This is a genomic window from Agrobacterium sp. DE0009 (assembly GCF_007680755.1).
Classification (GTDB): domain Bacteria; phylum Pseudomonadota; class Alphaproteobacteria; order Rhizobiales; family Rhizobiaceae; genus Agrobacterium; species Agrobacterium tumefaciens_B.
Genome location: NZ_VEIU01000009.1, coordinates 1 through 25,053, shown reverse-complemented (window position 1 = coordinate 25,053; position 25,053 = coordinate 1). Strand labels below are relative to the sequence as shown.

Here is a 25,053-nt window from a genome sequence, read left to right as displayed (position 1 = left end):
GTGGACATACATGCAACGCGGATCACGCTTCTGGAAACTCGGCGCATTGTGCCTGCCGATTATTCTTCTGTATTCGTGCAGTGACAGTGGCCAGAACGAAGGCAGCGCCGCCGCAGTAGCGGCGCCTGCACGCGTCAGCGTCATGACGGTAAAGCCGGAAACGGTGACCGTGTATGACGAGTTGCCCGGAAGGGTCTCGGCTTATCGCACGGCGGAGATCAGGGCGCAGGTGGGTGGCATCATCAAGAAGAAGCTCTTCACCGAAGGGGCGTTCGTCAAAGCCGACACGCCATTGTTTGAGATCGACCCTGCACCGTTCGCCGCCGATGTGGATGCGGCCACAGCGGTGCTTGCGCGCACGGAGGCGGAACTTCTCAATGCACAGGTCAAATATGAACGGGCGAAATCCCTGTCGTCGCGCGAGATAACCAGCGCCGAGTCGTTCAATAATGCAACGGCGGCTTTGGCGCAGGCAAAGGCGAATGTAGCGGAAGCCAGGGCCATTCTGGCGCGGCGAAAGCTGGAGCTTTCCTATGCCACCTTGCGAAGCCCTATCGGCGGCCTTATTGGCCAGTCCTTCATGAGCGAAGGCGGACTTGCTTCGGCCTCCGCAACGACTCCACTTGCCGTCATTCAGCAGATCGATCAGGTCTATGTGGACGTTCGCCAATCCGCAATGAGCCTCGAAGCGCTGCGCGACACGGCTGCGGAGGCAGGATCGCAAAATCCGGACGAACTGCCGGTCAAGATCACGACGATTGCAGGCAAACCCTTTGCCCACGATGGAAAGATCCTGTTTTCGGATATCTCCGTCGATAGCGCCACGGGAAGCCTCGGCATTCGCATCCTCGTCAGCAATCCGGAGGAGCAGTTGCTTCCGGGCATGTATATCCGCGCCATGGTGCCGCGTGCCATCTACAGCGACGCAATTCGCGTGCCGCAGGAAGCGGTTATTCGCGACCCGGCCGGTCGACCTCAGATCGTCGTCATCGGACAAGACAAGACCGGTGCGCGACGAACCGTTGAGTTGGGGCCGATAACCGGCGGTCAGTACATCGTCACATCAGGACTTGCCACCGGAGAGACGGTCGTCGTCCTGGGGCAGGATCGCGTCGAAAACGGGCAACCGCTGGAGACATCGCCCTTTTCCTCCGCCGCGCCAGAGACAAAAAGCTAAGGAGCGGACATATCATGCCGCAGTTTTTCATTACCAGGCCGGTTTTCGCCTGGGTCATCGCCATTTTGATCGTGATTGCAGGGGTCATTTCCATTCCCCAGCTCCCCGTTTCGCGCTTTCCCGTCATCGCGCCGCCCAGCGTCTCGATCTACGCCACCTATACCGGTGCGACGCCGAAGACGATCAATGACAGCGTCACCAGCCTGATCGAACGCGAGCTTTCGAGCGCCAAGAATATCCTTTATTTCGACTCGTCGGCCGACTCCTCCGGTTCCGCCAACATCACGGTTACCTTCAAACCGGGCACCAACCCCGAGCTTGCCCAGGTGGATGTCCAGAACAGGCTGAAGGCCGTAGAGGCGCGCCTGCCTGAACAGGTTCGCCGCGCGGGTTTGACTGTGGAGTCAGCGTCTTCCGGCTTCCTGATGATCGTTTCGTTGAAATCGAACGACGGGTCGCTCGACGCTCTTGCCCTTGACGATTATCTCGTCCGGAATATCGCGCCGGAGCTCAAGCGTGTCAGCGGTGTCGGCCGTGTGCAGTCGTTCGGTTCGGAAGCGGCAATGCGCATCTGGCTCGATCCCGTCCGCCTTGTTGCCCATTCCATCTCCATGGCTGAGGCGACGCAGGCAATCCAGCAGCAGAACGTCGCTGTTGCCCCAGGGCGTCTCGGCGAATCTCCGACTGTGCCGGGCCAGAAGGTCACCGTCCCACTCAACGTGAGCGGTCAGTTGCAGACCCCGGACCAGTTCGCGCAGATCATCCTGCGTTCCAATTCCGATGGTTCCAGGCTGACATTGGGAGACGTCGCGACGATCGAAGTGGGATCCCAGAGCTCAAGCTTCTCGATCCTCGACGGTGGTAAACCCGCAACGGCGGCGGCCATTCAGATGACGCCGGGCGCCAACGCGGTCAGCACATCCAATGGCGTGCGTGAGCGTCTGGCGGAGCTTGCCACGACGATGCCGCAGGGAATGGAATACGCCATCTCCTACGACACGGCACCATTCGTTAAAGTCTCCATCCAGAAGGTGGTTCAGACGCTCGCCGAGGCCATGGTTCTGGTTTTTCTGATCATGCTGCTTTTTCTGCAAAACCTGCGTTATACGCTTATTCCCGCTATTGTCGCGCCTATCGCCCTTCTCGGTACATTCGCCGTCATGCTGGCGATTGGTTACTCTATCAACGCGCTGACGATGTTCGGCATGGTTCTCGCAATCGGCATCATTGTTGATGACGCCATCGTCGTGGTGGAGAATGTCGAGCGTCTGATGGCAACAGAAGGGCTTTCGCCTCTTGAAGCGACCCACAAGGCGATGACGGAAATATCCGGTGCCGTCATCGGCATTACGCTTGTTCTGACGGCAGTTTTTCTGCCGATGGGCATGGCTTCCGGTTCGGTTGGCGCGATCTACCGGCAGTTTACCGTGTCGATGGCCGTATCGATCCTATTTTCGGCGTTCCTGGCACTCAGCCTCACGCCTGCGCTGTGTGCGACGCTGCTGAAACCTATCAGCCACGATCATCATCAGAAAAAAGGTTTCTTCGGTTGGTTCAACCGTGCCTTTGAGCGCCTCACCGAAAGGTACGCCGGCTGGGTCGCCATTCTCCTGCGCAAGACGGGTCGGACCATGGTGGTCTACCTCGCTATCATCGCCGCGGTCGGCTACGGCTATGCCACGGTGTCAACGGCCTTCGTGCCGGACGAAGACCAGGGCTCGTTCATGACATCCTATACCCTGCCAGCGAATGCCACGGCGGAGCGGACACGCGCTGTCGTTGATCTGTTCGAGAACCACGTGAAGACGAGGCCGGACATCGCCAATAATCTGACGATCATGGGTTTCGGTTTTTCCGGCTCGGGACCAAACACAGCCATGTCCTTTACCACGCTCAAGGATTGGGGTGAACGAAAGACGACTGTCGATGATGAAGTGAGTGGCGCCACGGCAGCGATGGCTACGGCCGAGGAGGGACAGATTTTCAGTCTCAAGCCACCGGCAATCGATGAACTCGGTACGACATCGGGCTTTGCATTGCGGTTGCAGGACCGTTCCAACCACGGGGCAGAGGCGCTTGCCAAGGCTGCTGCCCAGTTGACCCAGCTTGCGGGTGAGAGCACGCTTGTGCGCGATGTTCGCGTTGACGGGCTTCCTCGCGGGCCAAGCGTCACCTTGAACATCGATCGGCAGAAAGCGAGCGCGCTCGGCGTTTCCTACTCGACCATCGCAGATACGCTCGGTGGTGCGGTCGGCTCAACCTATGTCAATGATTTTCCGCGCGATGGACGCCTGCAACAGGTGATCGTACAGGCAAAGCCTTCAAGCCGTATGCAGGTGGATGATGTGCTCAACCTCCACGTCCGCAACGAAGCCGGCAAGATGGTCCGTCTTTCGGAAATCATTACACCGGAATGGTCGACGATGCCGCTGCAGTTCACCCGTTATAACGGCTATCCATCCACCAGCATTTCCGGCTCCGCCGCCTCGGGCGTTTCCAGCGGCAAGGCGATGCAGGAAATGGAACGGCTCGCGGCAAAGCTACCCACCGGTTTTGCGGTCGAATGGACCGGTCAGTCGCTGCAGGAGCGTCAGTCGGGCTCACAGGCGCCGATGTTGATGGCCTTTTCGTTCCTGATCGTTTTCCTAGTCCTCGCTGCGCTTTACGAAAGCTGGACCGTGCCGCTGTCCGTCATGATGGTCGTGCCGCTTGGCATTCTTGGTGCCGTCATCGCCGTCCATCTGCGTGGGTTGGAAAATGACGTTTTCTTCAAGGTCGGCCTCATCACACTCATCGGCCTGTCGGCAAAAAATGCGGTGCTGATCGTGGAGTTTGCGCGAAAGAGGCAGCAGGATGGACAGTCCCTCAGGGATGCGGTCATCGAAGCCTCCCGACTTCGACTGCGGCCCATCGTCATGACCTCGCTCGCCTTCACGCTCGGCATCGTTCCGCTCGTCATCGCCAAGGGCGCAAGTTCCGAAACACAAAATGCGATCGGAACAGGTCTTTTCGGCGGGATGATTTCCGCAACCGTCCTCGCCGTGTTGTTCGTCCCGGTTTTCTATGTCCTGGTGGCGTCGTTAAGGCGCCGCTGAAAAGATGGGCGAGACGGTGCGGCCACCCACCCTTTCCAACAGGTTTCCGGATATTGAGCATTTGTTGGCGCGGGTGGCGTCCTGATTCCGCAGGCATCCACATACGAGATTTTTACGTCAAGCCGCTGGGTTATGTGCAACCTCTGACGAAGAGAGTTGCGCATTAATCCCCGCAGGGGCGATCCCGTTGGGGCGATTGGCGCATATTGGGTGAAGCCATACGAACCGACGCGGTGGGAAGTTGAGACGCTGGAGGCGCTGGCGGAGGCCGCCGCCACCGCGGTAGAACATATTGGCTTGGCGGCGCCACAGGAGCTGGCGGAGCGCGCAGCTTCCGTCGGCCAAAATGCCTGTGACTACCAGTCTGATATCGACGCCGTATCAGGGATAGCGGCAGTGCCGACCATGCTTGACGTCGCTTTGCGGATGACCGGAATGAGGTTCGCCGCCATTACTCGTGTAACCGAGACGCGCTGGATCACCTGCAACTCCCTCGACCGCGTCGGTTTCGGCCTGAAGCCTGGCGACGAACTTCCGATCGAGAGCACGCTCTGCAACGAAATCCGAGACCGCCGCCAGGTGATCGTGTTCGACGACGCCCAGACCTACGACCAGTACCGGGACCACCACACGCCCCGCATTTACGGGCTGCGCAGCTACATCTCGATGCCGATCATCCGGGCGGATGGCTCCTTCTGGGGAATTATCTGCGCAATCGATCCGAAGCCGGCGAAGGTCGACACCCTCAGGTCATCGGCACGTTCAAGCTGTTCGCGGAGCTAATCGCACATCATCTGGATGCCGCTGACCGGCTGCGTGAGACGCAGGCGTCGCTGCAGCGCGAGCGCGAGCTGTCGGAACTGCGCGAGCAGTTCATCGCCGTGCTTGGTCACGACCTTCGCAATTCGCTGGCGGCCTTAAATGCCGGGACGAGCCGCCTACTGAAGGAAGGTTGGACGGCTCGAAGCCCACTGGTGCTAAACCTGATGAAGGCGAGCATTTCCCGCATGACCGGGCTCGTCGACAACATCATGGATCTAGCACGGGCTCGGCTTGGCGGTGGCATCTCCCTTGATCTGAATGAAACGGACCTAGTAGAAACCTTGCAGGTGGTGGCTGACGAGATTCGTTCGGCACATCCGCACCGTGACATCCGTCTCCATCTGGAACTTCCAAAGGCGGCACTTATCGACCGCCTTCGGATCGCGCAGCTGTTCTCCAACTTCGTTTCGAACGCGGTTAGCCACGGCGCCGATAAGCATCCGGTGGAGATCAACGGTCGGCAGAGCGAGCAAGGTATCGAGATCTCTGCGCGCAACGGAGCCATTCCGATTCCCGCGGACAACATTCAGCCTCCCGCGGCGAACAGGGGCTGGTCTTGGCCTTTATATCGCACTGGAGATCGCCAAAGCACACGGCGGGACAATCGATGTGTCCTCGATAATGCAGAAATCTGCTTCACGTTCAAGATGACGCTTTAGGCATAGGTTGCTTCAACTGACTACTCGTTGGTATGAGGACCCTGACCGCATCGCGCAGCGCATCGGAAGCGATCGTTTCTCGCATCGCACAAACGTGGCAAAGCGGGATGGGATGGGCGACCTGTCATAACCGTGGTGAATAGATACGGCACGCTCCGGACCGGAGAACGTCGCCTGCCGGAGAAATATCTCGCCGCCAAGACTGATGTCCAATAGCGGCGTCGATCTTCTCTGCCGCTTCTATCAGCTGCAGAGCCCGTTCTGTCGATTCCGCCGGCAAGTGGGCTGGCCTGGATGTCGATTTCTGCCGCGCCGTTGCGGCAGCCGTTTTAGGCGACATCTCGGCCAATAAAAGAGCATCCACTGTTTCATAGGGAGCAGGGAATGGAATATCCTCCTTGTCGGCGGAAGACGCGGCATGTCTGGGGTGCCTTACTGCTGAATAACAAAAAACAATAATTTCGAGGGTAAGAACCGCCCTAAAGATCGGGAACAACGTGGGAGCTACCATTGAACGAACGACTTCGGATCGAAAACCTTTACAAGGTTTTTTCGGACAGACCGGAAAAAGCCATGGACCTCTTGAAAGCGGGAGCCGGAAAAGAGCAGGTCCTGGCTGAAACCATGGCCGTTGTGGGGCTGAACGACGTGTCACTGAGCGTGCCGGAAGGCGCGATGTACATGATCATGGGGCTTTCCGGCTCGGGCAAGTCCACGTTGGCGCGCTGCATCAACCGCCTAAACGAACCCACTGCCGGCAGCATCCTCCTCGACGGACGAGATATCGTGCCGCTGAAACCAGCCGAGTTGCGCGACATACGCCGACGGCGCGTTTCCATGGTTTTCCAGCATTTCGCACTGCTGCCAAACAAGACGGTGATCGAAAACGCCGAATTCGGCCTGAAGATGCGCGGCGTGCCGCTCCAGCAGCGCCGCAAACGGGCCGAGGAAATACTGTCCATCGTTGGTCTTGCCAAATGGACCAAGCATTATCCGCACGAACTTTCCGGCGGTATGCGGCAGCGCGTCGGCCTTGCGCGGGCGCTCGCCACTGATGCGGATCTCTTGATCATGGACGAGGCGTTCAGCGCGCTCGATCCGCTGATCCGTTCCGAGATGCAGGATGAGTTGCTGCGTCTGCAGCGAACTCTCAACAAGACCATCGTGTTCATCACCCACGATTTCCAGGAGGCCCTTAAGCTCGGCACCCGGATCGCTATCATGAAAGACGGTGCCGTGGTCCGCGAAGGTACGCCTCAGGCGATCGTCGCCGATCCAGGCAACGATTATGTTAGCGCCTTCACGCGTGATGTTGACCGGTCGCGGGTCTTTGAAGCTCGGGCCGTCATGCGACACTGCGAGGCGCTCAGTCGCTCTGGCGAAATCCAGATTGTTGGGCAGACAGCCAGCAAGACGAGAAAGGTAGGCTTCGTGCTCGATCCTTCGGGCCGGGTCGTCGGCTTGCTCGATCAAGCCGCTCTGTTGCAACTCGATTCAGGTTCGTCCTGCGACAGCCTGATGTCGCGCGATTTTGTCAAGATACGGGAAAACACGAAGTTGATCGATGCTGCCCGCATGAACCGGCCGGATCAGCCGATGGCCGTTGTCGATGAGGACGATCGGTTTGTCGGCATACTCGAGTCTGAACAGATCCTCGCCTGTATCGCTTCTTCTTCCTTCCCGGCCGCGTCAGCGCATGGTGAAAAAAATGTTTGATGCCAACGATCTTGCCGTTTTTCCGATTGATGCGTGGATTGCCGATGGCGTCCAGTGGCTCGCTCTTAATCTTCGCCCATTGTTTGTTGCCATCAAGTGGCCGATCGAAAACCTGCTGGCGTTTAACGACCACATTCTGCATGCCATCCCGTTTCCGATCTTCCTGGTCCTGTCGTTTTTGATCGCCTATCGCCTGGCCTCGCTCGGCATCGCCATTTTTACCGCGATCTCTTTCGTCGTCATCGCGTCGCTTGGGGTTTGGGATGAATCGATGACCACGCTGTCGCTGATCAGCACCGCCATCGTCATATCGACTGTGATCGGCATTCCGGTCGGCATATGGTGCGCGATCAACAACAGCGTATGGCAGGTTGTGCGGCCAGTCCTCGATATCATGCAGACCACGCCGACCTTCGTTTATCTCGTGCCTGTCGTGATGCTGTTCGGTGTCGGCACGGTGCCCGGCGAAGTGGCCGTCGTGATTGCCGCTGCGCCGCCGCTCATCCGGTTCACCAATCTCGGTATTCGCATGGTCGAGACGGAAATGGTTGAAGCGGGTCTCGCCTTCGGTGCAGACCGGCGCCAGCTCCTCTGGGAAATCCAGTTTCCGTTGGCTATCCCGACGATCCTTGGCGGTCTTAACCAGACGGTTCTGACGGCGATGGTCATGTCTGTCGTGGTCGCGATGATCGGTGCCGAAGGGCTTGGGCTTGTCGTGTTGCAGGGGCTTGGGCGTCTTGATGTGGGTCGAGCGGCTGTTGGCGGTATCGCAATCATTCTGCTTGCCATGATCCTCGACCGGATTACGCAAAAGCTCGCCATGCCCGCGACGTCAAAGCCGAAGCGTTCGTTTCGGACGACGCTCGGCACGGTTCTGATGGGATCCCGTTCGAAACCTTCGGCCGGAACTGCCTGAGCCTGCTTCGCTTCTCATGGGAAGCGAGGCGCGTTTCTGGAATCCATGTGACTGAAAATTCATCTAGTCCGCCTGTCGGCTTAAGACCGGAGGGTAAAGCGAAAATGCGCCCCTTCAGACGTCAAACCAAAACAAATAGAGGGAACTATGACACTAAATTTCAAATCATTCGCCTTGCTGGCCTCGACAATCGTCGCAGCCTCCGTTCCGGTATTGTCATCCGCTTCTGCCGCGGAACTGCCGGGTGAAGGCAAGACCATTCGCTTTGCGCAGTCAGACAGTCTCGGTGCCAACTATGTTGTCGCCAAGATTGTAACCAAGGGTTTCGAAGCGCTTGGCTACAAGGTCAAGCTTAGCACGGTCAACACGACCTTGTTTTTCCAGGCGGTGGCCCAGGGCGATCTCGATATCGCGACCGACATCAATTTTCCTCAGCGGGAGCCCGGTTTTCGTAAGGTGGCCGACAAGGCAGACATGATTGGGAAGGGCCTGATCGAGGGCGGTGGTATAAATGGCTACCTTATCGATAAAAAAACGGCCGATGCCTATAACATCAAGACGCTCGACCAGATGAAAGATCCCAAGATCGCAGCGCTGTTCGGAACGGATGGAAAGGCCGATCTCATCAACTGCGATCCCGGCTGGAGCTGCGGCGATGTCGTGGAATACCAGCTCGACAAGTTCGGTCTCAAAGATACGGTAAAGTCTGTTCGCGGTAAGTACGAAGCCCTGATGGTCGAGGCTGTCGCCCGCGCGAAACGGGGCGAACCGGTGTTCTTCTATGCCTGGAGCCCCTCCTGGATGAACAAGGCGCTGCAGCCAGGCAAAGACGTCGTCTGGTTGCCGACACCCTTCGATGCCCTTCCGCCAAGCGTACCAAGCACCGGAACGAACGCTGTTGCGAACGTGGAGGGTTGCGCTGGCGCCGCGAATCCCTGCCGCATGGCAATGGCTGCCTGGAACTGGACGGCGGTCGGCAACAAGGACTTCCTGAAAGAAAATCCGGCAGTGAAGTCCTTCGTCGAAAATATGTCTTTCCCTCTGGCGACATGGTCGAGCTGGGAGCAAGCGATTAGCCAGAAGGGCGGCAGTGATGCAACGGTTCGCGGTCTTTCGGATGCGTGGCTGACAGAGAACAAGGCTCTGCTCGATGGTTGGGTTGCGGCTGCCAAAGCTGCAAATTGACCCCAAGCCGATTTACTATGCCAAGCAGGAACGGCGGAGGTGCGCAGGCACCTCCGCCGTCTTTCTTTCCCCTCAATTTAGAGGAGAAACGCAGCGTTGTCTTTTTCTAAAGGCGTGAGGGAAGACGGGATTCGGATATTGCGAAAAATCAAAGGCCGGAAATATGGAAGCTCTTGGTTTCCAGATATTCGTCAATACCGGCCTGCGCGCCTTCGCGGCCGAGCCCGGATTGCTTAACGCCGCCAAAGGGCGCGACCTCCATCGAGACGCTGCCGGTGTTGAGGCCCACCATTCCGAATTCCAGTGCTTCGCCAACGCGCCATGAGCGCTTGAGATCCTGCGTGTAAAAATAGGAGGCCAGCCCGAACGGCGTGCCATTGGCGATCTCGATTGCTTCTTCGTCAGTTCCGAAGCGGAAAAGCGGAACGAGCGGACCGAACGTCTCCTCATTTGCGACCCGCATGTCGACCCTCGCGTTGCCGATCACGATCGGGGTGACGAAACGTCCGGCATCGTGTTCAGCCTTCTGCGTCAGCAGGCTTGCTCCTTTGGCCAAGGCGTCTGCGACATGCGCGCGAACCTTCTCGACGGCAGCATCGTTGATCAGCGGCCCCAGATTGCTGCCGCTCGCCAGGCCGTCGCCAACACTGAGCTTTGCGACTTCCTCCAACAAACGGGCCGCGAAGCGGTCATATATGCCGTTCTGCACGAGGACGCGGTTCGCGCAGACGCAGGTTTGTCCGGCGTTGCGGAACTTACTCGCCATAACGCCGGCAACCGCCAGATCGAGATCGGCATCGTCGAAGACGATAAATGGGGCATTTCCGCCAAGCTCAAGGCTGAGGCGTTTGATCGTGCTGGCGCATTGTTCCATCAGCAGCGCGCCGACGCGTGTCGAGCCTGTGAAGGACAGCTTGCGCACGGTCTCGCTGGCAGTCAGTGCGGCGCCGATTTCCTGAGGCAGGCCGGTGATGACGCTGAGCGTGCCATGCGGGAAGCCGGCGCGTTCTGCAAGCAATGCCAGTGCCAGCGCAGAGTAGGGGGTGAGTTCGGACGGCTTGACGATAATCGGGCAACCGGCGGCGAGCGCCGGCGCGCATTTGCGCGTGATCATCGCAATCGGGAAGTTCCACGGCGTGATCGCAGCGCTGACGCCGACCGGATCCTTCAGTATGACGATGCGTCGGTCCTGTGACGGCGATGGGATCGTGTACCCGTTGACGCGCCGGGCCTCTTCCGCAAACCACTTGATGAAGCTTGCGCCGTAACGGACTTCACCGGCAGCCTCTGCCAGCGGTTTGCCCTGTTCGAGCGTCATGATCCGGGCAAGATCCTCGACATTTTCGATGACGAGCTCGAACCAGCGCTCCAGAAGGGCGGCGCGCTGCTCCGCGGTGGTCTTGCGGTAGCTTTTGAAGGCCGCGTCAGCCGCCTCGATCGCGGCGTTCGTCTCAACGGCGCCGCAGGCCGGAATGGTGCCGATGGTTTTGCCCGTCGAAGGGTTATCAACATCGAGCGTCTTGCTGGAAACGGCGTCCCGCCATTCCCCGCCGATATAGGCTTTCTCAACAAAAAGCGAAGGGTCTTTCAAACCGTGCCTGTTCATGGTCGTCCTTTGACATGTTCAGTAAAGAGAGTGGCGATCGACGAGGCCGACCATCGTCTTGCCCGCGCGGTGTCGGCGAATGTTGTCGATGACGGTATCCACCGCCGTGTGCGGCTGGGTCATGCTGGCGGTATGCGGCGTCAGGAAAATCTTTTCGTGGTGCCAGAACGGATGCCCCGGCGGCAACGGTTCGGGATCGGTGACATCGAGGATCGCGCGTGAGAGCTGCCCGCTCGCCAGCGCGTCGAGAAGGTCGCTCTGCGCAAGATGCTGGCCGCGTCCGCAATTGATGATGGCCGCGCCCTTCGGAAGCTTCGAAAACAGCGCGCCGTCCAACATGCCGCGCGTCTCCGGCGTCAACGGCAAAAGGCAGACGAGAATGTCGCATTGCGGCAGGAAGGCGTTCAGCCCGTCTTCTCCGTGATAAGAGGTGACGCCTTCGATCTTCTTTTCGCTGCGGCTCCAGGCGCTGAGCGTAAAACCGAACGCCTGCAGTTTGGCAATGGCCGCCTGAGCAAGCATGCCGGCGCCGAGGAAGCCAACCCGCAGGCAGGAGGTTGGATAAAACCGCTTCAGCTTCCAGACCTCTGCCCGTTGCTGACCGACATAATCCAGGAAATGCCGGTGCAGCAGCATGACGGAAAGCGAGACATATTCCGCCATCCCCTCGGCAATGCCGGGCTCGACCATGCGCACCAGCGGCAAGTCTTTCGGAATGTCGTCGAGATCGAACTGATCGACGCCGGCGCCCAGTGAGAAAAGCACTTCGAGATTACGGTAGCGCTGCAACATGCCCGCCGCCGGATGCCAGACGGCGAGAAAACGGACCGCCTCCGGCGAGACTGCATCCGGACGATACTCGAAAGGAATTTCTGGCGCCCTTTCGGCAAACAGCACAGCCCATTCGGCGCCGCGCTCGGCATCTGCGTGATATAAGAGGGTCATCGGATGGGCCTCAAGGCTGTCTCGCCGCCGCCTTTAGAGGAGCCGGCGAGCATGTCGCAGGAACGCTTGGAGATCAGGATGCCTTGGCAGGGGCGTCCTTTGCCATTTCTTCCATGTCCTGGAAGCGGTCCGAGATACGCGGATGCGCGCGCGAGCCATCACTGGCACCGATCGCTACGAGGATTTCATCGGGAGCGGGCGCATCGACCATCTGGAAGGTGGCTGTAAGAAAATGCGAGCGCTTGCCTGTCTCGCTTTTGTGGATCATGGGCAGCGAAACAAGTGCGCCCGGTGCGGTGCGAATATTGGTAAAGCTTAAAAATGCCGTGCCATTCACCGCCTCGCGGAACATGTTGCCGAAACGCAGTGTATGGATCAGACCGGATGCATGCTCGATTTCGCCATTGACGCCGACGACGGCAGCCTTGCCATAGGCCTCCACCTGATCGGCGGACATCAGCGCAGTCAGGCGGGCGGTCAGTTCGCGGCCGAGCGGAGGGGCAAGCGAGAGGATTTCCGGGCGCAGGTTCTCGACCCAGCCACGGCCGGCCCAGGGATTGCGCAACACCGCGGCGACGACGACCGAACGGATCGGTCTGTCGGCGGCCTTTCCTCCCTCGATCAGCGTTTCTTCCAGGAAGGTTGCGTATTTGCGGACATTGAGTTCGACCATCTCTGTCATTCCTTTGTTAAATGTTGGGCAGGCTTGGCGTGCCAGGTTGCTGTGGTGGCTGCGCTCAATTTCACCGAAGCGGCGAAAAATCGGTGGGTAGCAGGATGCGGTTTTCGGAGCTTTCGATCAGTGCCGCGAGCCGCGGGATGAAAGCTTGCCAGCGTGGATCCTCCGCTAGCCTGCCACGGCGCTCGGCGCGATCGTCGAGGCTCGCATAACCCCACATGTGGATCACATGGCTGAGCGGACCGATATCAGTGACGAAATAGCCGATCAGGTTACCGAGGATGGGCGCCTGAATGGCGATACCCTCCTCGCGCACGAGTTTCACATATTCCTGCATCTTGCCGCCGCGAATCCTATAGATACGCTCCTCGACGATCATGCCAGAGCTTCCTTCTGCATTTCCGCGCGCACGTCCTGCGCGGCGCGAAAGGCTTCAACACCCGCCGGAATGCCGCAATAGACGGCGATCTGGGTGAGCGCTGCGCGCAGTTCCGCCTCAGTCAGACCGTTGCGAAGTGCGCCACGGAAATGGATCCGGAATTTATGCATGCGCCCAAGCGCCGCCAGCATGCCGAGATTAAGGAGGCTGCGCTGCTTCAGGTCGAGAGCATCATCCGTCCAGGCCATGCCCCAGCAATATTCGTTGAGAATGTCCTGGAAAGGACGCGAGAAGTCGTCGGCCTTTTCGAGCACGCGATCGACGTAGCCGTCGCCGAGAACCTTGCGGCGAATGGCTTCTCCCGCCTGCTGCAGGGGCTTATCCATGAGCTTTCCTCGTTTTGTTCAGAAAATCACGCATAATGGATGCGACAAGGTCCGGCGCTTCCGTCAGGATCGAATGACGCAGACCCTGGAGGATTCTCAGCTCCGAGTTCGCGATCCTGTCATGGATGAAGTCGGCCATGCGCGGATTGGAGCCGCTATCGTCTTCGCCGGTTGCGATCAGCGTCGGTACGCCGATCTGCGATAACTCCTCGCCAAGGTCTGTTTCCGCAAGCACCCGATAGGCGGCGGCGTAACAATCCGGGTCGTTTTCGGCATTCCGCGCCCGGAGGCGGGCGATCTTGTCGGGATTGTTTTTCTGGAACTCTTCGGTCAGCCAGCGCGATAGGGATGCGTCGTAGTGAGAACCGGGTTGGCCTGCCATCAATGCCGCAAGACGGCCTGCCACGCGGTCCCTTTCCTCCTGCGTGCGGCCGGCGACAGTCGACAGCAGGATGAGGTGGTCGACGCGCTCCTGATGCGTCAGCACCAGTTTCTGGGCAATGAGGCCGCCGAGAGAAAAGCCGGCAAGGGAGAAGGTTTTGAACCCCACATGGTCGGCGAGCGCAATCACCTCCCGCACGAAGTCCTCGATCTCGTAGCGACCCTTGATGCGAGACGATTCTCCATGGCCGCGCAGGTCGAAGGTCAAGATGGTGAAGTCTTTCATTAATCCGTCCACAACGCCTTCCCACGCCTCCTTGTAGGAGCCGACGCCGTGAATGCAGATGAGCGGCCTGCTACCTTCGCCCTCGAGCCGGTAGGCGAGTTGCACCTCGCCTACTTTCAAAATCCCCCCGGAGCCCATGGTCAGCCCACCGATGCCGTGCGCTTCATTTCCTTTTCGCGCGCGGCGAAAACCGGCATGACTTCGTCGATAAAGAGGCGGAGCGTTTGGCGCTGTAACTCGAAGGGTTGATTGAAGGAGAGGCCAAGGCAATATTGGTCAACGCCGGCCGCCTCGTAATCCATCAACTTTTCGATGACCTCATCCGGCGTACCGAACATCAGGTTCTTGCGAATGCTCTCGGGATTGTAGTTGTCCTTGTTGCGAACGAGTTCATATGGCACGGCCTCCGGGAAACCGTCTTTCACGGTACCGATGTTCTGCATCAGATTTTCGAAGGTTCGGCCGTAGTCGATGCTGTGACGGACGGGGATCTCCCAATCGTCCGCCTTTGCGTAGACTGATGTGCGTCGCTGCATCATGAAGCGCGGGCGGGGCACTTCCGGATGATCGGAGACCGCTTTGCGGAATTTCTCCGCCAGCACGTAGATCTCCGCGGCAGGTGAAGAGAGTGGCGTCGACATAATATTGGCACCTATGCTGACAGCCCAGTCGAATGTGCCTGGATCGCGAGCCGCAACCCAGATCGGCGGCAGCTGTTTCTGCAGCGGCTTCGGCACGGCGGCAGTTTTCGGGAATTTCCAGTAGTGCCCGTCATGGGCATAATCGCCCTGCCAGAGCTTTTTAACCGCCGGCACAAGCTCCTTCATGTAACCGACGCCCTCCTGCTGCTGGGTGCCCGGGAGCATGCGGTCGAACTCGTATTGATAGGCGCCGCGGGCGATGCCGAATTCCAGACGACCGCCGATCAGGTGGTCGCAGAAAGCAGATTCGCCGGCAAGCCGGATCGGATTCCAATAGGCGGCGGCGAGCGTTCCCGTGCCGAGCCGGATACGGTCCGTGTGCTGGCCGAGCCAGACCAGCGTCTGGAATGGGTTCGGTGCGATCGTTGCTTCGATCGTATGGTGTTCCGAGGTCCAAAGCGTTTCGAACCCGCCTTCGTCGGCCATTCTGGCGATCTCGAGCATGTTGTTCTTGACGGTGTGCATCGAGGCATCGGGCGATCCGCGCTCCATGCTGATGGCGACTGCAAATTTCATGTGTGTCTCCCTAAATTTGTTCTGTTAAGGTTAGCGAAGACGGATCACGAAGGGGTCCTGCATGGCGCCCGAGTAGTCGATGACGACATTCTTGGCGCGAGAGAATTCGCGCATCACGTCAAAGCCGCCGCGGCGGCCGTAACCACTTTCCTTGAAACCGCCATTCGCGGACATGTAAGCGGCCGACCGATAGGTGTTGATCCACACGGTGCCCGCGTCGATCTGGTTGGCGAACCGCATGGCGCGATCGATGTTCTGCGTCCAGATGCCTGATGCCAGGCCGTAATTCGTATCGTTGGCAAGCGAGATCATTTCCTCCTCGGAGGAAAAGGGCATGACCCCGACCATCGGGCCGAACAACTCGTCGCGCATGAAGCTCATCTCGTTGGTGGCATCAGCCATCACCGTCGGCTCGAAGTACCAGCCCCTCGACAGTTCGTCCGATTGCGGACGTTTGCCGCCGATTGCGATGCGAGAACCTTCCCTGACGCCGGAGCCAACGTACCCCGCGAGCTTTGATAATTGGCTCTCGAGTGCAAGTGGGCCGATATCGGTTGCGTCATCCATCGGGTCGCCGAGCTTGATGCTGCGGGTACGCTCAACCAGTGCTTCGACGAAACGATCGTAGATATTGGCTTCGACGAAGCAGCGTGATCCCGCAACGCAGGTCTGTCCGGCGGCGGCGAAGACACCCGAAACGACCCCGTTGACCGTCTTTTCAATATCGACGTCCGAGAACACGACATGCGGAGATTTGCCGCCCAGTTCCATCTGGCATGGCACCAGGTTGGCCGCCGCGTTCGCGGCAATGCGCCGGCCGGTTGCGGTGCTGCCTGTGAAGACGAATTTGGCAATACCCTTGTGGCGGGTCAAAGCCTCGCCGGTTACCGCGCCACCGCCAGTGACGACATTGACCACACCGGCCGGGAACCCGGCCTCCACGATCAGTTCCGCAAGCGCGAGTGTTGAGGCAGTCGCGTGTTCGGAGGGCTTGATCACCACCGTATTGCCCATTGCAAGGCACGGGGCGAGCGTTCCGGTAAGCAGCATCAAAGGTGAGTTCCACGGGGTCACCATGCCGATGACACCGAGCGGCTCGCGCATGTTGAAGTTCAGCTGGTCGAGCTTGTTGACGGGGATCGTGTCACCCTGCAGCTTGTCGGCCATGCCGGCAAAATAGAGGTAGGAGTCTGGAATTGCACGCATTTGCGCGCGCATTTCCTTGATCAGCTTGCCATTGTCGCGAGTCTCGAGTAAAGCGAGATCTTCAGCATGTTCCAGCACGAGATCGGCCAGCCGGCGAACCAGCTTGCCACGAGCGGTCTGCGTCATGCGCCGCCAGGACGGATCGCGAAAAGCACGCTGTGCAGAGGATATCGCCAGATCGACGTCGTCGGCCCCGCCTTCTGCAAACTGGTACCAGGCTTCCCCCGTGGTTGGATCGTAGCTATCGACGAATTTCCCGCTTTGGGGCTCGATGAAACGGCCATCAATGAACAGGCCGAGGCGTTTACCCTTGATGGCTACGGCAGTCGTTTGCATTCCGGTCTCCCAATATCTGATTTCACTTGCTGATTGCGTTGGACCAGGGCCGGGCCTGACCGTCGATGGTCGCAAAGCGACCGCCGTCGCCCGAGTCCATGTAGATGCCGAAAGACCGGTCCTGCCTTTCGCGCGTGTAGCGGCGCAGCACGGCCTGTAGTTCCCGTGTCGGGATGAGGTCGTAGGGGATCTCGTCTATCGGGAAGAAGCGATAGCCTTCCGGAAGCTCGGGGACTGACGTATGGCTCGATAGCTCGGCGCGGTAGATCAGGTGCCCCGGATCGGTGTCCGCCACGTCATAGACCGAATAGAGAAAGGTCGCGTCGGGGTGGAGGGAAAGAGCACTGTCCTCCTTAAGCTTCAGTTCCGTGTCGGCCCTGCGCTTGCGACCGACGGGCAATACCCACCCGCCCTTTCCATCCGCGCGCAGCAGCACGGAATTATTGGCCTCGACCAGATAACCGATCACCATACCCTGCGCTTCAAGCCAGCCTTCCGGTAGCGGGTCCTTCACGCTGGCATAGCGGCCACGGCAAAAGCCGAGAGGTGCTTGCGGGCTTGTTCCGAAGGCTCGGACTTCGCCAATCAGGATAACATGGTCGCCAGCCTCAACTCGATTGAAGACGGTGCAGTCGAACCACGACAGGCTGTCGGCGAGGACAGGTGCGCCCGTATGCACCCGGTGGTGGCGCACAGAGCCAAATTTATCGGCAGTTTTGGACGCGAAGATTCCGGAAACATCGACCTGTCCTTCATGCAGGAAGTTTACTGCGAAACTTTCCGTCTGGCAGAAGGCTTCATAGCTCGCTGCCGATTTTCCAACACAGATGAGGAGCAAGGGAGGATCCAGCGAAACCGATGTGAACGAGTTCGCCGTCATGCCGCGCGGATTGCCATCGGCGTCGTAGGTGGTTACGATCGTCACGCCGGTGACGAATGTTCCAAACGCCTTTCGTAGGGCGATGGGGTCGATGGCTGGATGAGTCTCGTTCATGACAGACGATTTCCTTTTGTTCCGCCATTCAAGGTAGATGCTAGGTGGCGTGCCATCTTCCCTCGCAACGTAGTAAGATGGTCCTAGCGTTTACTGCTTTCGGCGGAACGAACGGACAAGTTGACGTGAACAGGGCGGGTAATGGAAGCGGTTGCGAACGCGCCCCAGATGTTGGGTTTGATATGATTGAAAACGCGCAGAACGAGTTTTAGCCTCAGCGACTGGGTGTGGCCGAGGGGCGCTGAGAGTTGATAGCGGCATCGCGCGTTCGTCCCTCGTCTATGTCACGTCACAAGTGATGTATCGATCTATGGTGGTTTGTGGTTGATAACCGGATGCTCATCGGCCTGAACTGTTGGTGGCGACCCACATCATCCAAGCGCCTCCGCCCCTGCCATGCCAGTAAGTGGGACTTTGGGGTTTCGACAGGAGCGCTCCGTACGTCCCAGATCAGGAGGGATACACAGTTGCAACAGCTTACGACAAAGCCCGCCTTTTCAACCTTGCGCAGGCCCAGCCAATATTTTGTGGCGCGGCGCCAACCTCTCCGGCAGGGCACCTTTCGTGATGCGGAGGCCCCACTGCACGGCGTTAGTGACTACCGGGTCAATGACATGTGGTTGTTTCGGTGATGATATGGGCCGAAAGGCAGGGCAGTTCATATCAATTCGTATCTAAGCCGCTGGTTCCTCTTCCAAGAAACGGAGGATCGAGCGAGCATTTGTTCCCACGATGAGTAGTAGACAACGATGGTCGACCAGCGCATTATCTTTGCTTTAATGGTAGGGCACACGGGATTTGGATCAGAAATCGAAAATACTTTCCCTTCGCGAGGTTGCAAGCCAGATCAACAGTGGCGGCGATATCGTTACGATCCTGACGCAGCTTGTCGCCGCAGCCTGTAGACACGGCAACTGGACGCTCGGTTCGATCATGGGTATCGACGCGGAGAACGGTTATGCATACGTCATTGCTCGCCATGATCCAGGGATCATTCCGCGCAATCTTTCCGAACGCTGGGAGTTGGCGACCAGCCCCTCGTTAATAGCCCTGCAACGCAACGAGCCCGTCTACATTCGCGACGTACGGGAATCGGACGAATTTCCCGGCTATCGCAAGGAGTCATTCGAGCGGGACTACCGCACGGTTCTCGTCATGCCGATGAATTGTTTCGACGAACAAAACCGGCCGATGGTGTTGACCGTGGTCTCGCGTTCCATCACCGAAATTACCGAAGAAGAGCTCGCTTTCATGGGCACGATCGTCCATCTTGGCGCGATCGCCGTGGAAAGACAGCGCCGTCTTGCAGCGGAGGAAAAGGCCGCGGGTCGGCTGGATCGTGCGCTGGCAGCTCATACGTCGATGTTGGAACATGTGCTGAGTGATGGCTCTGTTTCCTCGCTAGCCTCGATGGTCGGGAGACTTTTGCCAGATCCTCTTATCGTTGTGGATTTTACAGCAAACCAGATTATCGCTGGCCGTTCGCCGCTTCCCGATACTATTGGCGATGATGCCTGGCAGGCTGCGGCAAGTGGTGCATTCGCCAGAGCGCTGACGAAGGCTGCAAGGGAAAGTCTTGAGTCCATTACATCCAAAATGGTACCAATTCTTCTCGGTACCGGTTCGACACGGCTAACGGTGACCGCTCGAATTGAGCCGCTTATGGTGGACAAGCAGCATGTCGGCGCGCTCATTATCTTTTCGGATCCCGCAATGTCGGGCGAGTTGGACCAGATCATGCTGGACAGCGCGAAATTCGGGCTCAGCGTTCAGATGATGCGGAGCTTCCTGCGCTTCCGCTTCGAGACAAGGACGGAGAGCGAACTCTTTTTCGAGGTTGTGGAACGACGCTGGCGTGATCCGACCGACATATCCCAGCGCGCCACGCGACTTGGTTTGGATTTCTCCTCACCACAGCAGATGATCGTGGTTGATTTTCCCCAAAAAGCAAAGGCTATCGGCGGAGGTTCGATCGACGTCGAACACACTATCTCACGGGTGATACAGCAGGGCGGGCTTACGGGAAATCTCGTGGCGATCGAGGGTGGCGTCGTCTGCCTGATGCCTTATGAGACGGCGAGGCGGCGGGAAAAGAGTGGCAAGGTGATGCAGCGGATCGCCAGCGAAATGGAGCGCTATTTCGAGGAAGCGCCACTCGTCGTTGCCAGCACGCGCTGCGCCGGGTTGGACGACTATCCGCCTGCTTGGGACCGCTGCAATCGAATGATCCGCATCGGGCGCTCGTTCGGATTGACCGGCGCGGTGTCGACACAGGATTTCGGCCCGCTTCCAATGCTGGTTTCTGCCGCAGATGCGGGTGATGTCAGGAGTTTTGTCCAGGAGAGCATTGGTGCGATGGCCGAGCATGACCGCGAGCACAAGACGCCCTACCTTGAGACGCTCTCGGCCTACCTGCAAGAAGCTTGCCGGGCACAGGCCTGCGCAGACCGGATGGGGTTGCACGTGACAACGCTCCGTTACCGGTTGGCGCGTATCCAGGAACTGTTTGGCATTGATGTCGAAACGCCAGAAAAGCGGTTCGCGGTGGAATTGGCAATCCGTCTGTATCGTGTCATCGACAATTCGGTCTATGGCGAGGCGTAGACGGATGCCTCCCGTCAGAGTAACCGTCCCGAGGCAGTTTGATGGTTTGCGCTTTAATCTGATCCGAGATTGCGCGGAGCGAAGATCTGCCTTCAGGAATCTTTTGCCTCAGTCGCCGTGTTCAAGTTGTTCCCTCTCTCCTTCGTCGTTATGGCTCACGTGCTGAGCCATGTTGGGAGCGAAGCTGCCGTTGCTGCAAACACTTAGATTTCGACCAAAGGTATTGCAGGTTCGATCCTTTTCAAGGCGGCCGCCCGAAATCACCGCCTTAGCAACGAACACCTCAACTGATCAAACCTGGCAATCGCCGGATCAAATCCTGCGCCCGCAACCAGTTCATACAATAATCGTTAACCGCCTTCGTCTGGCAGGGGTGGTTTTGTCGTTTTTGGCCACCTACTCCGCAAATCAGAACCTTGGAATCCTCCACTGAACGGCGGGTTGTGTGGGCATAGCCAAAATTTGATGATGAAAGTGGACGTCAACTGTCCCGAGCACTCGAGTCGACCACGTTTCGCTTGGGAGAGCGGCATTGCGCGTGGCCAGATCCGTGGTGACTATCTGTTAGGACGTGGTTGCGTGACTTGAAAAGGCGACACTCGCCTTAGTAGGCAGTTCACTAGATGCATATCTCTCGCTTTTCCTATTTCCAGAGGCCGAACGTCAGATTTTTCTTGAGATTGGGGATGGTGCCTTTGTCAATGTTGACCTGAACTTCTTTCGGTGATGGTAGGTTGGTTGGATCAATGGCCGCGAGTGCCCTGCGGATTTCGTTGTTCTGACCTATCCCCACATTATCGAGAGCAACTGTCCAGTTTTTCCGAAGCTTGTTCATTTCGCTGTTTTCACCACCGGCTAAGCCGTTCTTCATGATGTCACCAATGCTTATGCCAGTTACAGCTCGCACCACCTTGGCAAGCTCTCCAGGCTCCCGCTTTGCGGCGTCGAAGTTGCCTTTGAGCATGACCAGTGCATTACCGATGGTGCCTCTAAAAATTTGGCTTACGACGTCGGGTTTGCACGAGGCATCCAGCTGCGCCCTTTGCTCATCCAGCTTTTTACTTATTTCCGCGCGATCAGAGGCAAGGGTGGGTTTGATCTTCTGATCGTAGTCCATCTTAAAAAGTTGTCTGGCGAGTGTCGTCTCGACATCGGGCTTAATTTCTGCGGGATAGATGTGCTGGAAAAACATCTCCTGCACTTTTTCCTCCCCAGGGTTGCCCCAACTGGCGATAGTGCCTTTGCCAGCTGGGCTATCAGACCAAGTTTTTAAGGCGATCGTGCGGAGAGCTACCTTGTAAGCGTCCAAAACCTTATCAGGAACCTTCGTCGGATCTTCGCCCCAGGCGGTCATGTTCACAACCGCTTCGTCGGCTTGGGTTTGAATGGCGTTGTAACTGGATTTAAAATCTTTCTGGGCGTCTTTGCACGGGTCCATAAAGTCCAGCATCCCATCCGCAAGAGCAGCAGTCGGTGCAATCAACATCCCGGATAGCACGGACCAGTAAATCGATCGCTTGGACATCCCTAACCCTCGATCCTTTTAACCAAACCAAGTGCCGTGAACAGTTTGCGCATTTCAGAGTTCGGACCGCCGAGGAGTCCATACTTCTTAATATCTCTGATACTAATGCCGAGAGTTGCCCGAATAGCTTTGTCTATGTCGCCGCTCTCCCTTTCTGCGGCCTTTATGTTGTTCTCCATGATTTTGATGCCATCCCTCAGGATCAGCGCTTCCAGCATTTGTTGCAGCGAAACGGACTCGACGGGAACGTCCTCGGCTAGAACCACCGATTGCGGCAGCAGCAACGAAAGACCGACCAATAATGCGAACATCCTACGCATTTTCCCTTCTCCAATTGGCAACTTTTGGATTATTCAGAATACTCTCGGTAGCCGAAGCCTTCTAGCTACCTGAAAGGTGTAGCTCGAAATTGATTTTCATTTCGGTTGATGGTGATGTGCATGACCGAAGCCGTCGCGCGCAGCGGTTAGCCGTTCCGTGATAGATAAGGCGACTCTCGCCCCTGAACAATTTTAACGTGTTAGCTTATAAGAATCATTGGGCCGACGTTTCTGATCCTTTCAAGAGCAAAGCGGTTGCGAACGGCGGGTCGGTGGTTTGTATCCTTTATCAAGACTAAGAAAGACGAGGTGGACAACGACAATCTGAAACTTTGTGTAGAAGTTGTCATTCAAGTGCATTACTATCTCGTCAGATATGGAGATAGCTATGGCCGCAAACGCACTTGTCCAAACACGTATTGATGCCGAAGTTCGGGATCGTGCCTCTGCCGTTCTTGAGAGTATGGGCCTTACAGTATCCGATGCGGTCCGTATATTGCTTACACGGACTGCCAACGAAGGGGCGCTCCCCCTTGAGCTCCTTTCAGGCAGTGAGGCTCATGACGCTTGGTTTCGCAACAAGGTGCTCGAAGCGCTAAACGATACGCGCCCGGACCTATCCGACGACGAGGTTGAGGCGCATTTTGCCGAACGTCGAGCGGCTGCCCGTCTTAAAGCTGGTGCGCTCAAGTCGTGAAACTTACTTGGTCTGCGTTCGCGTTATCGGATCGCGACGCCATCTTCACATACATTGAGGCAGATAATCCTGCGGCCGCCGTTCTGGTCGACGAACGGATAGTCGCAGCCTCACGTCGCTTGCTCGATTTTCCCGCCAGCGGCCGTGTTGGTAGAATTGCCGGTACACGCGAACTCGTCATCAACGGCACGCCCTACGTAGCTGCTTATGCCGTTACCGACACGACAGTTCGAATTCTTCGTGTATTGCATGGTGCGCAGGAATGGCCAGAGTCTGTGCCTATAAGCTAAATCGATTCTTTTCCATGGGGCCGACGGTTAGAATCTTATCAATTGCAAACCTCATGTTTTCACTGAGGTAGATAAGCATCGGCCCCTTTGATGATGATGTCTTCTTCGCTGAGGAACCGGTGCCAGTGCGAATAGAGCACGAAGCGGTCACGCGGAAGCCCCACTTCCTTCCTCAGATGGCGATGAATCGCACTGAAGGCTTTGTGTTCGCATCCACCCCAGAAGAAGACGCTCTCTCGGCGTGCCGGCCATCGAATGGAGCCAATTGCATCTTGAAGGAGCGTCGTGGAGCCTGCACCCTCGCCGTTGCGATATAACCATTGGATAGAAATGCCGCTGGAAGAAGAAAGCGGCAATTCGTCGGCGGGTGTATCGATTTCGTTAAAGGCGTGGCCGGTCGCCGTGGCTGGCAAATACTCAAGAATTCTGGCAATGCCGGGTAAAGCAGTCTCGTCTCCGGCAAGAACGTAGAAGTCTGCTGGTCCTGGACCATTCGCCGCCGGCCCCAGAATGCCGACGACATCGCCTGTCCGCGCATTCATCGCCCACTGGGTCGCCGGCCCGGGATGAGCATGAAGCGCAAAGTCGATCGTGATTGTCTGTCTTGCCATGTCGATGAAGCGGATCGTATAGACGCGCGTCGGAATCGCAATATTGCCCGGCCAGACGACATGCCCACGAGGGTCAAGTAGCGGCCAGCGTGGCGCGGCGATGTCGCGCGGCTGGAAAATGAGACGACAGTGGAGCTGGTCTTTACGGTCGTAACGTTCGAGGTTCTCTCCCTTGAAGACGATCCTGCGAAAGCGGGGCGACAGGTCCTCAGTGGCCTGCACCCGCAAGATACGCAGATCGTCGGGTAAGGCGGGGTCCACATGGTCGCCTTCCCATTGAATATCGAGATTTTCACGGGCGGCGATAAAACCGCTCGGCCCGACCAGAGCATGTTTCAGCCGGTTCAGGCCGCCGGGATCGGAAGCTTCCGCCGTCAACCGGAAACCGTTTGCCGTCGCCTCGAATGTGGCGTCGCCGAATGGCGATGAATAGCCCCGAGTTTCGTAGACACCCTCGGGTTAGATTTTCTGCTGTTTCTCGAACTCGACGGGCGACAGCATCCCGTTCCTGACGTGTTTGCGTTTCGGGTTGTAGAACATTTCGATGTAGTCGAACACGTCCTGGCGTGCTTCATCGCGTGAACGGTAGACCCTGCGACGTATCCGTTCTCGCTTCAGAAGATTGAAGAAGCTCTCGGCCACCGCATTGTCATGGCAGTTGCCTTGACGGCTCATCGAGTGAACCAGATTGTGATGCTTGAGGAACGAGGCCCAGTCCATGCTGGTAAACTGCGAGCCCTGATCCGAGTGGATCAGCACCTTTTCCTTCGGCTTGCGTCGCCACACGGCCATAAGCAGAGCCTTGAGAACGACATCGGTGGTTTGGCGGCTCTGCAGTGCCCATTCGTGCGAGAATGGCGAGCGGTACACTCTATCGCTGGGAGTTCGAAAAGCGAGGAGAGAGCTTCATGCTCGACGTTCCTGGCAAGCTCACGCTCGACGACAGCGACCTGATGCTCCGGGCTGCCCGCGACGGAGCCGGACTTGCCTATCTGAACGAATGGCAGGTCGGGGACGACGT

22 protein-coding genes and 2 pseudogenes are annotated in these 25,053 nt (G+C 57.9%); 11 read left to right on the top strand and 13 right to left on the bottom strand.

Features of this window, described 5'->3' with window-relative positions; genetic code table 11:
* Positions 1 to 10: 10 nt before the first annotated feature.
* The 7 genes from FS804_RS21925 to proX all read left to right on the top strand — a co-directional run bounded on the left by FS804_RS21925 (position 11) and on the right by proX (position 9,570).
* Complete coding sequence (locus tag FS804_RS21925; RefSeq protein ID WP_144578931.1) at positions 11 to 1,177, top strand: efflux RND transporter periplasmic adaptor subunit; 1,167 nt, start codon at positions 11 to 13, stop codon at positions 1,175 to 1,177.
* A gap of 14 nt (positions 1,178 to 1,191) precedes the next feature.
* Positions 1,192 to 4,272 (top strand): multidrug efflux RND transporter permease subunit, encoded by a 3,081-nt coding sequence (locus tag FS804_RS21920; protein ID WP_144578930.1) that lies wholly within the window; start codon positions 1,192 to 1,194, stop codon positions 4,270 to 4,272.
* A gap of 156 nt (positions 4,273 to 4,428) precedes the next feature.
* Positions 4,429 to 5,055, top strand: a complete 627-nt coding sequence (locus FS804_RS25265; RefSeq protein WP_246665931.1) for a GAF domain-containing protein — start codon at positions 4,429 to 4,431, stop codon at positions 5,053 to 5,055.
* 98 nt (positions 5,056 to 5,153) lie between these two features.
* On the top strand, positions 5,154 to 5,753 hold the full coding sequence (locus tag FS804_RS25260; protein ID WP_246665930.1) for a sensor histidine kinase KdpD: 600 nt from the start codon (positions 5,154 to 5,156) through the stop codon (positions 5,751 to 5,753).
* A 510-nt stretch (positions 5,754 to 6,263) separates the two neighbouring features.
* Complete coding sequence (locus FS804_RS21910; RefSeq protein ID WP_186376954.1) at positions 6,264 to 7,469, top strand: glycine betaine/L-proline ABC transporter ATP-binding protein; 1,206 nt, start codon at positions 6,264 to 6,266, stop codon at positions 7,467 to 7,469.
* On the top strand, positions 7,462 to 8,385 hold the full coding sequence (locus FS804_RS21905; RefSeq protein WP_144578929.1) for a proline/glycine betaine ABC transporter permease: 924 nt from the start codon (positions 7,462 to 7,464) through the stop codon (positions 8,383 to 8,385). Before FS804_RS21910 ends, FS804_RS21905 begins: the two co-directional genes overlap by 8 nt.
* 147 nt (positions 8,386 to 8,532) lie before the next feature.
* Positions 8,533 to 9,570 (top strand): glycine betaine/L-proline ABC transporter substrate-binding protein ProX, encoded by a 1,038-nt coding sequence (gene proX, locus FS804_RS21900; RefSeq protein ID WP_144578928.1) that lies wholly within the window; start codon positions 8,533 to 8,535, stop codon positions 9,568 to 9,570.
* Between the two features lie 148 nt (positions 9,571 to 9,718).
* On the opposite strand, the gene FS804_RS21895 is transcribed toward proX, so the two are convergent.
* From FS804_RS21895 to FS804_RS21855, 9 genes are all read right to left on the bottom strand, one after another.
* Positions 9,719 to 11,176: an NAD-dependent succinate-semialdehyde dehydrogenase gene (locus FS804_RS21895; RefSeq protein ID WP_144578927.1), complete on the bottom strand. Its 1,458-nt coding sequence runs from the start codon at positions 11,174 to 11,176 to the stop codon at positions 9,719 to 9,721.
* An 18-nt stretch (positions 11,177 to 11,194) separates the two neighbouring features.
* Positions 11,195 to 12,121 (bottom strand): glyoxylate/hydroxypyruvate reductase A, encoded by a 927-nt coding sequence (locus tag FS804_RS21890; RefSeq protein WP_144578926.1) that lies wholly within the window; start codon positions 12,119 to 12,121, stop codon positions 11,195 to 11,197.
* Between the two features lie 73 nt (positions 12,122 to 12,194).
* The gene (locus FS804_RS21885; RefSeq protein ID WP_144578925.1) at positions 12,195 to 12,803 is read right to left on the bottom strand and encodes an amino acid synthesis family protein; all 609 of its coding nucleotides are present in this window, start codon (positions 12,801 to 12,803) and stop codon (positions 12,195 to 12,197) included.
* A 61-nt stretch (positions 12,804 to 12,864) separates the two neighbouring features.
* Positions 12,865 to 13,179: an NIPSNAP family protein gene (locus FS804_RS21880; RefSeq protein ID WP_144578924.1), complete on the bottom strand. Its 315-nt coding sequence runs from the start codon at positions 13,177 to 13,179 to the stop codon at positions 12,865 to 12,867.
* On the bottom strand, positions 13,176 to 13,565 hold the full coding sequence (locus FS804_RS21875; protein WP_144578923.1) for a carboxymuconolactone decarboxylase family protein: 390 nt from the start codon (positions 13,563 to 13,565) through the stop codon (positions 13,176 to 13,178). The genes FS804_RS21880 and FS804_RS21875 overlap by 4 nt, the downstream gene beginning before the upstream one ends.
* Positions 13,558 to 14,370: an alpha/beta fold hydrolase gene (locus FS804_RS21870; protein WP_144578922.1), complete on the bottom strand. Its 813-nt coding sequence runs from the start codon at positions 14,368 to 14,370 to the stop codon at positions 13,558 to 13,560. The genes FS804_RS21875 and FS804_RS21870 overlap by 8 nt, the downstream gene beginning before the upstream one ends.
* 2 nt (positions 14,371 to 14,372) lie before the next feature.
* On the bottom strand, positions 14,373 to 15,449 hold the full coding sequence (locus FS804_RS21865; RefSeq protein WP_144578921.1) for an LLM class flavin-dependent oxidoreductase: 1,077 nt from the start codon (positions 15,447 to 15,449) through the stop codon (positions 14,373 to 14,375).
* A 30-nt stretch (positions 15,450 to 15,479) separates the two neighbouring features.
* A complete protein-coding gene (locus tag FS804_RS21860; RefSeq protein WP_144578920.1) occupies positions 15,480 to 16,991 on the bottom strand; it encodes an aldehyde dehydrogenase in 1,512 nt (503 codons plus the stop codon).
* Positions 16,992 to 17,013: 22 nt separating this feature from the next.
* On the bottom strand, positions 17,014 to 17,985 hold the full coding sequence (locus FS804_RS21855; RefSeq protein WP_144578919.1) for a flavin reductase: 972 nt from the start codon (positions 17,983 to 17,985) through the stop codon (positions 17,014 to 17,016).
* A gap of 798 nt (positions 17,986 to 18,783) precedes the next feature.
* On the opposite strand from FS804_RS21855, the gene FS804_RS21850 reads away from it, so the two are divergent.
* Positions 18,784 to 20,589: a helix-turn-helix domain-containing protein gene (locus FS804_RS21850; protein ID WP_144578918.1), complete on the top strand. Its 1,806-nt coding sequence runs from the start codon at positions 18,784 to 18,786 to the stop codon at positions 20,587 to 20,589.
* Between the two features lie 643 nt (positions 20,590 to 21,232).
* Here FS804_RS21850 and FS804_RS21845 read toward each other — a convergent pair.
* Together FS804_RS21845 and FS804_RS21840 are read right to left on the bottom strand one after the other, a co-directional pair.
* Positions 21,233 to 22,114 carry a hypothetical protein gene (locus FS804_RS21845; protein WP_144578917.1) on the bottom strand — a complete coding sequence of 294 codons (882 nt, stop codon included), beginning with the start codon at positions 22,112 to 22,114 and terminating at the stop codon, positions 21,233 to 21,235.
* Positions 22,115 to 22,116: 2 nt separating this feature from the next.
* Positions 22,117 to 22,434, bottom strand: a complete 318-nt coding sequence (locus FS804_RS21840; protein WP_144578916.1) for a hypothetical protein — start codon at positions 22,432 to 22,434, stop codon at positions 22,117 to 22,119.
* A gap of 388 nt (positions 22,435 to 22,822) precedes the next feature.
* On the opposite strand from FS804_RS21840, the gene FS804_RS21835 reads away from it, so the two are divergent.
* Positions 22,823 to 23,131 carry a type II toxin-antitoxin system RelB/DinJ family antitoxin gene (locus FS804_RS21835; RefSeq protein WP_144578915.1) on the top strand — a complete coding sequence of 103 codons (309 nt, stop codon included), beginning with the start codon at positions 22,823 to 22,825 and terminating at the stop codon, positions 23,129 to 23,131.
* The gene (locus tag FS804_RS21830; RefSeq protein WP_080854966.1) at positions 23,128 to 23,421 is read left to right on the top strand and encodes a type II toxin-antitoxin system mRNA interferase toxin, RelE/StbE family; all 294 of its coding nucleotides are present in this window, start codon (positions 23,128 to 23,130) and stop codon (positions 23,419 to 23,421) included. Before FS804_RS21835 ends, FS804_RS21830 begins: the two co-directional genes overlap by 4 nt.
* Before the next feature lie 59 nt (positions 23,422 to 23,480).
* Here the strand turns inward: FS804_RS21830 and FS804_RS21825 are convergent, their stop codons facing one another.
* Positions 23,481 to 24,410 carry a siderophore-interacting protein gene (locus FS804_RS21825; RefSeq protein ID WP_144578914.1) on the bottom strand — a complete coding sequence of 310 codons (930 nt, stop codon included), beginning with the start codon at positions 24,408 to 24,410 and terminating at the stop codon, positions 23,481 to 23,483.
* A gap of 81 nt (positions 24,411 to 24,491) precedes the next feature.
* Positions 24,492 to 24,848 (bottom strand): annotated as a pseudogene (locus FS804_RS21820) (IS3 family transposase); the annotation flags it as partial.
* A 26-nt stretch (positions 24,849 to 24,874) separates the two neighbouring features.
* Here FS804_RS21820 and FS804_RS25255 point away from each other — a divergent pair.
* Positions 24,875 to 25,053, top strand: a pseudogene (locus FS804_RS25255) (LysR family transcriptional regulator); the annotation flags it as partial.

Coding starts and splice junctions, on each gene's coding strand:
- FS804_RS21925 (WP_144578931.1), top strand. CDS start 11: ATGCAACGCGGATCACGCTTCTGGAAACTCGGCGCATTGTGCCTGCCG.
- FS804_RS21920 (WP_144578930.1), top strand. CDS start 1,192: ATGCCGCAGTTTTTCATTACCAGGCCGGTTTTCGCCTGGGTCATCGCC.
- FS804_RS21905 (WP_144578929.1), top strand. CDS start 7,462: ATGTTTGATGCCAACGATCTTGCCGTTTTTCCGATTGATGCGTGGATT.
- proX (WP_144578928.1), top strand. CDS start 8,533: ATGACACTAAATTTCAAATCATTCGCCTTGCTGGCCTCGACAATCGTC.
- FS804_RS21895 (WP_144578927.1), bottom strand. CDS start 11,176: ATGAACAGGCACGGTTTGAAAGACCCTTCGCTTTTTGTTGAGAAAGCC.
- FS804_RS21890 (WP_144578926.1), bottom strand. CDS start 12,121: ATGACCCTCTTATATCACGCAGATGCCGAGCGCGGCGCCGAATGGGCT.
- FS804_RS21885 (WP_144578925.1), bottom strand. CDS start 12,803: ATGACAGAGATGGTCGAACTCAATGTCCGCAAATACGCAACCTTCCTG.
- FS804_RS21880 (WP_144578924.1), bottom strand. CDS start 13,179: ATGATCGTCGAGGAGCGTATCTATAGGATTCGCGGCGGCAAGATGCAG.
- FS804_RS21875 (WP_144578923.1), bottom strand. CDS start 13,565: ATGGATAAGCCCCTGCAGCAGGCGGGAGAAGCCATTCGCCGCAAGGTT.
- FS804_RS21870 (WP_144578922.1), bottom strand. CDS start 14,370: ATGGGCTCCGGGGGGATTTTGAAAGTAGGCGAGGTGCAACTCGCCTAC.
- FS804_RS21865 (WP_144578921.1), bottom strand. CDS start 15,449: ATGAAATTTGCAGTCGCCATCAGCATGGAGCGCGGATCGCCCGATGCC.
- FS804_RS21860 (WP_144578920.1), bottom strand. CDS start 16,991: ATGCAAACGACTGCCGTAGCCATCAAGGGTAAACGCCTCGGCCTGTTC.
- FS804_RS21855 (WP_144578919.1), bottom strand. CDS start 17,985: ATGAACGAGACTCATCCAGCCATCGACCCCATCGCCCTACGAAAGGCG.
- FS804_RS21845 (WP_144578917.1), bottom strand. CDS start 22,114: ATGTCCAAGCGATCGATTTACTGGTCCGTGCTATCCGGGATGTTGATT.
- FS804_RS21840 (WP_144578916.1), bottom strand. CDS start 22,434: ATGCGTAGGATGTTCGCATTATTGGTCGGTCTTTCGTTGCTGCTGCCG.
- FS804_RS21835 (WP_144578915.1), top strand. CDS start 22,823: ATGGCCGCAAACGCACTTGTCCAAACACGTATTGATGCCGAAGTTCGG.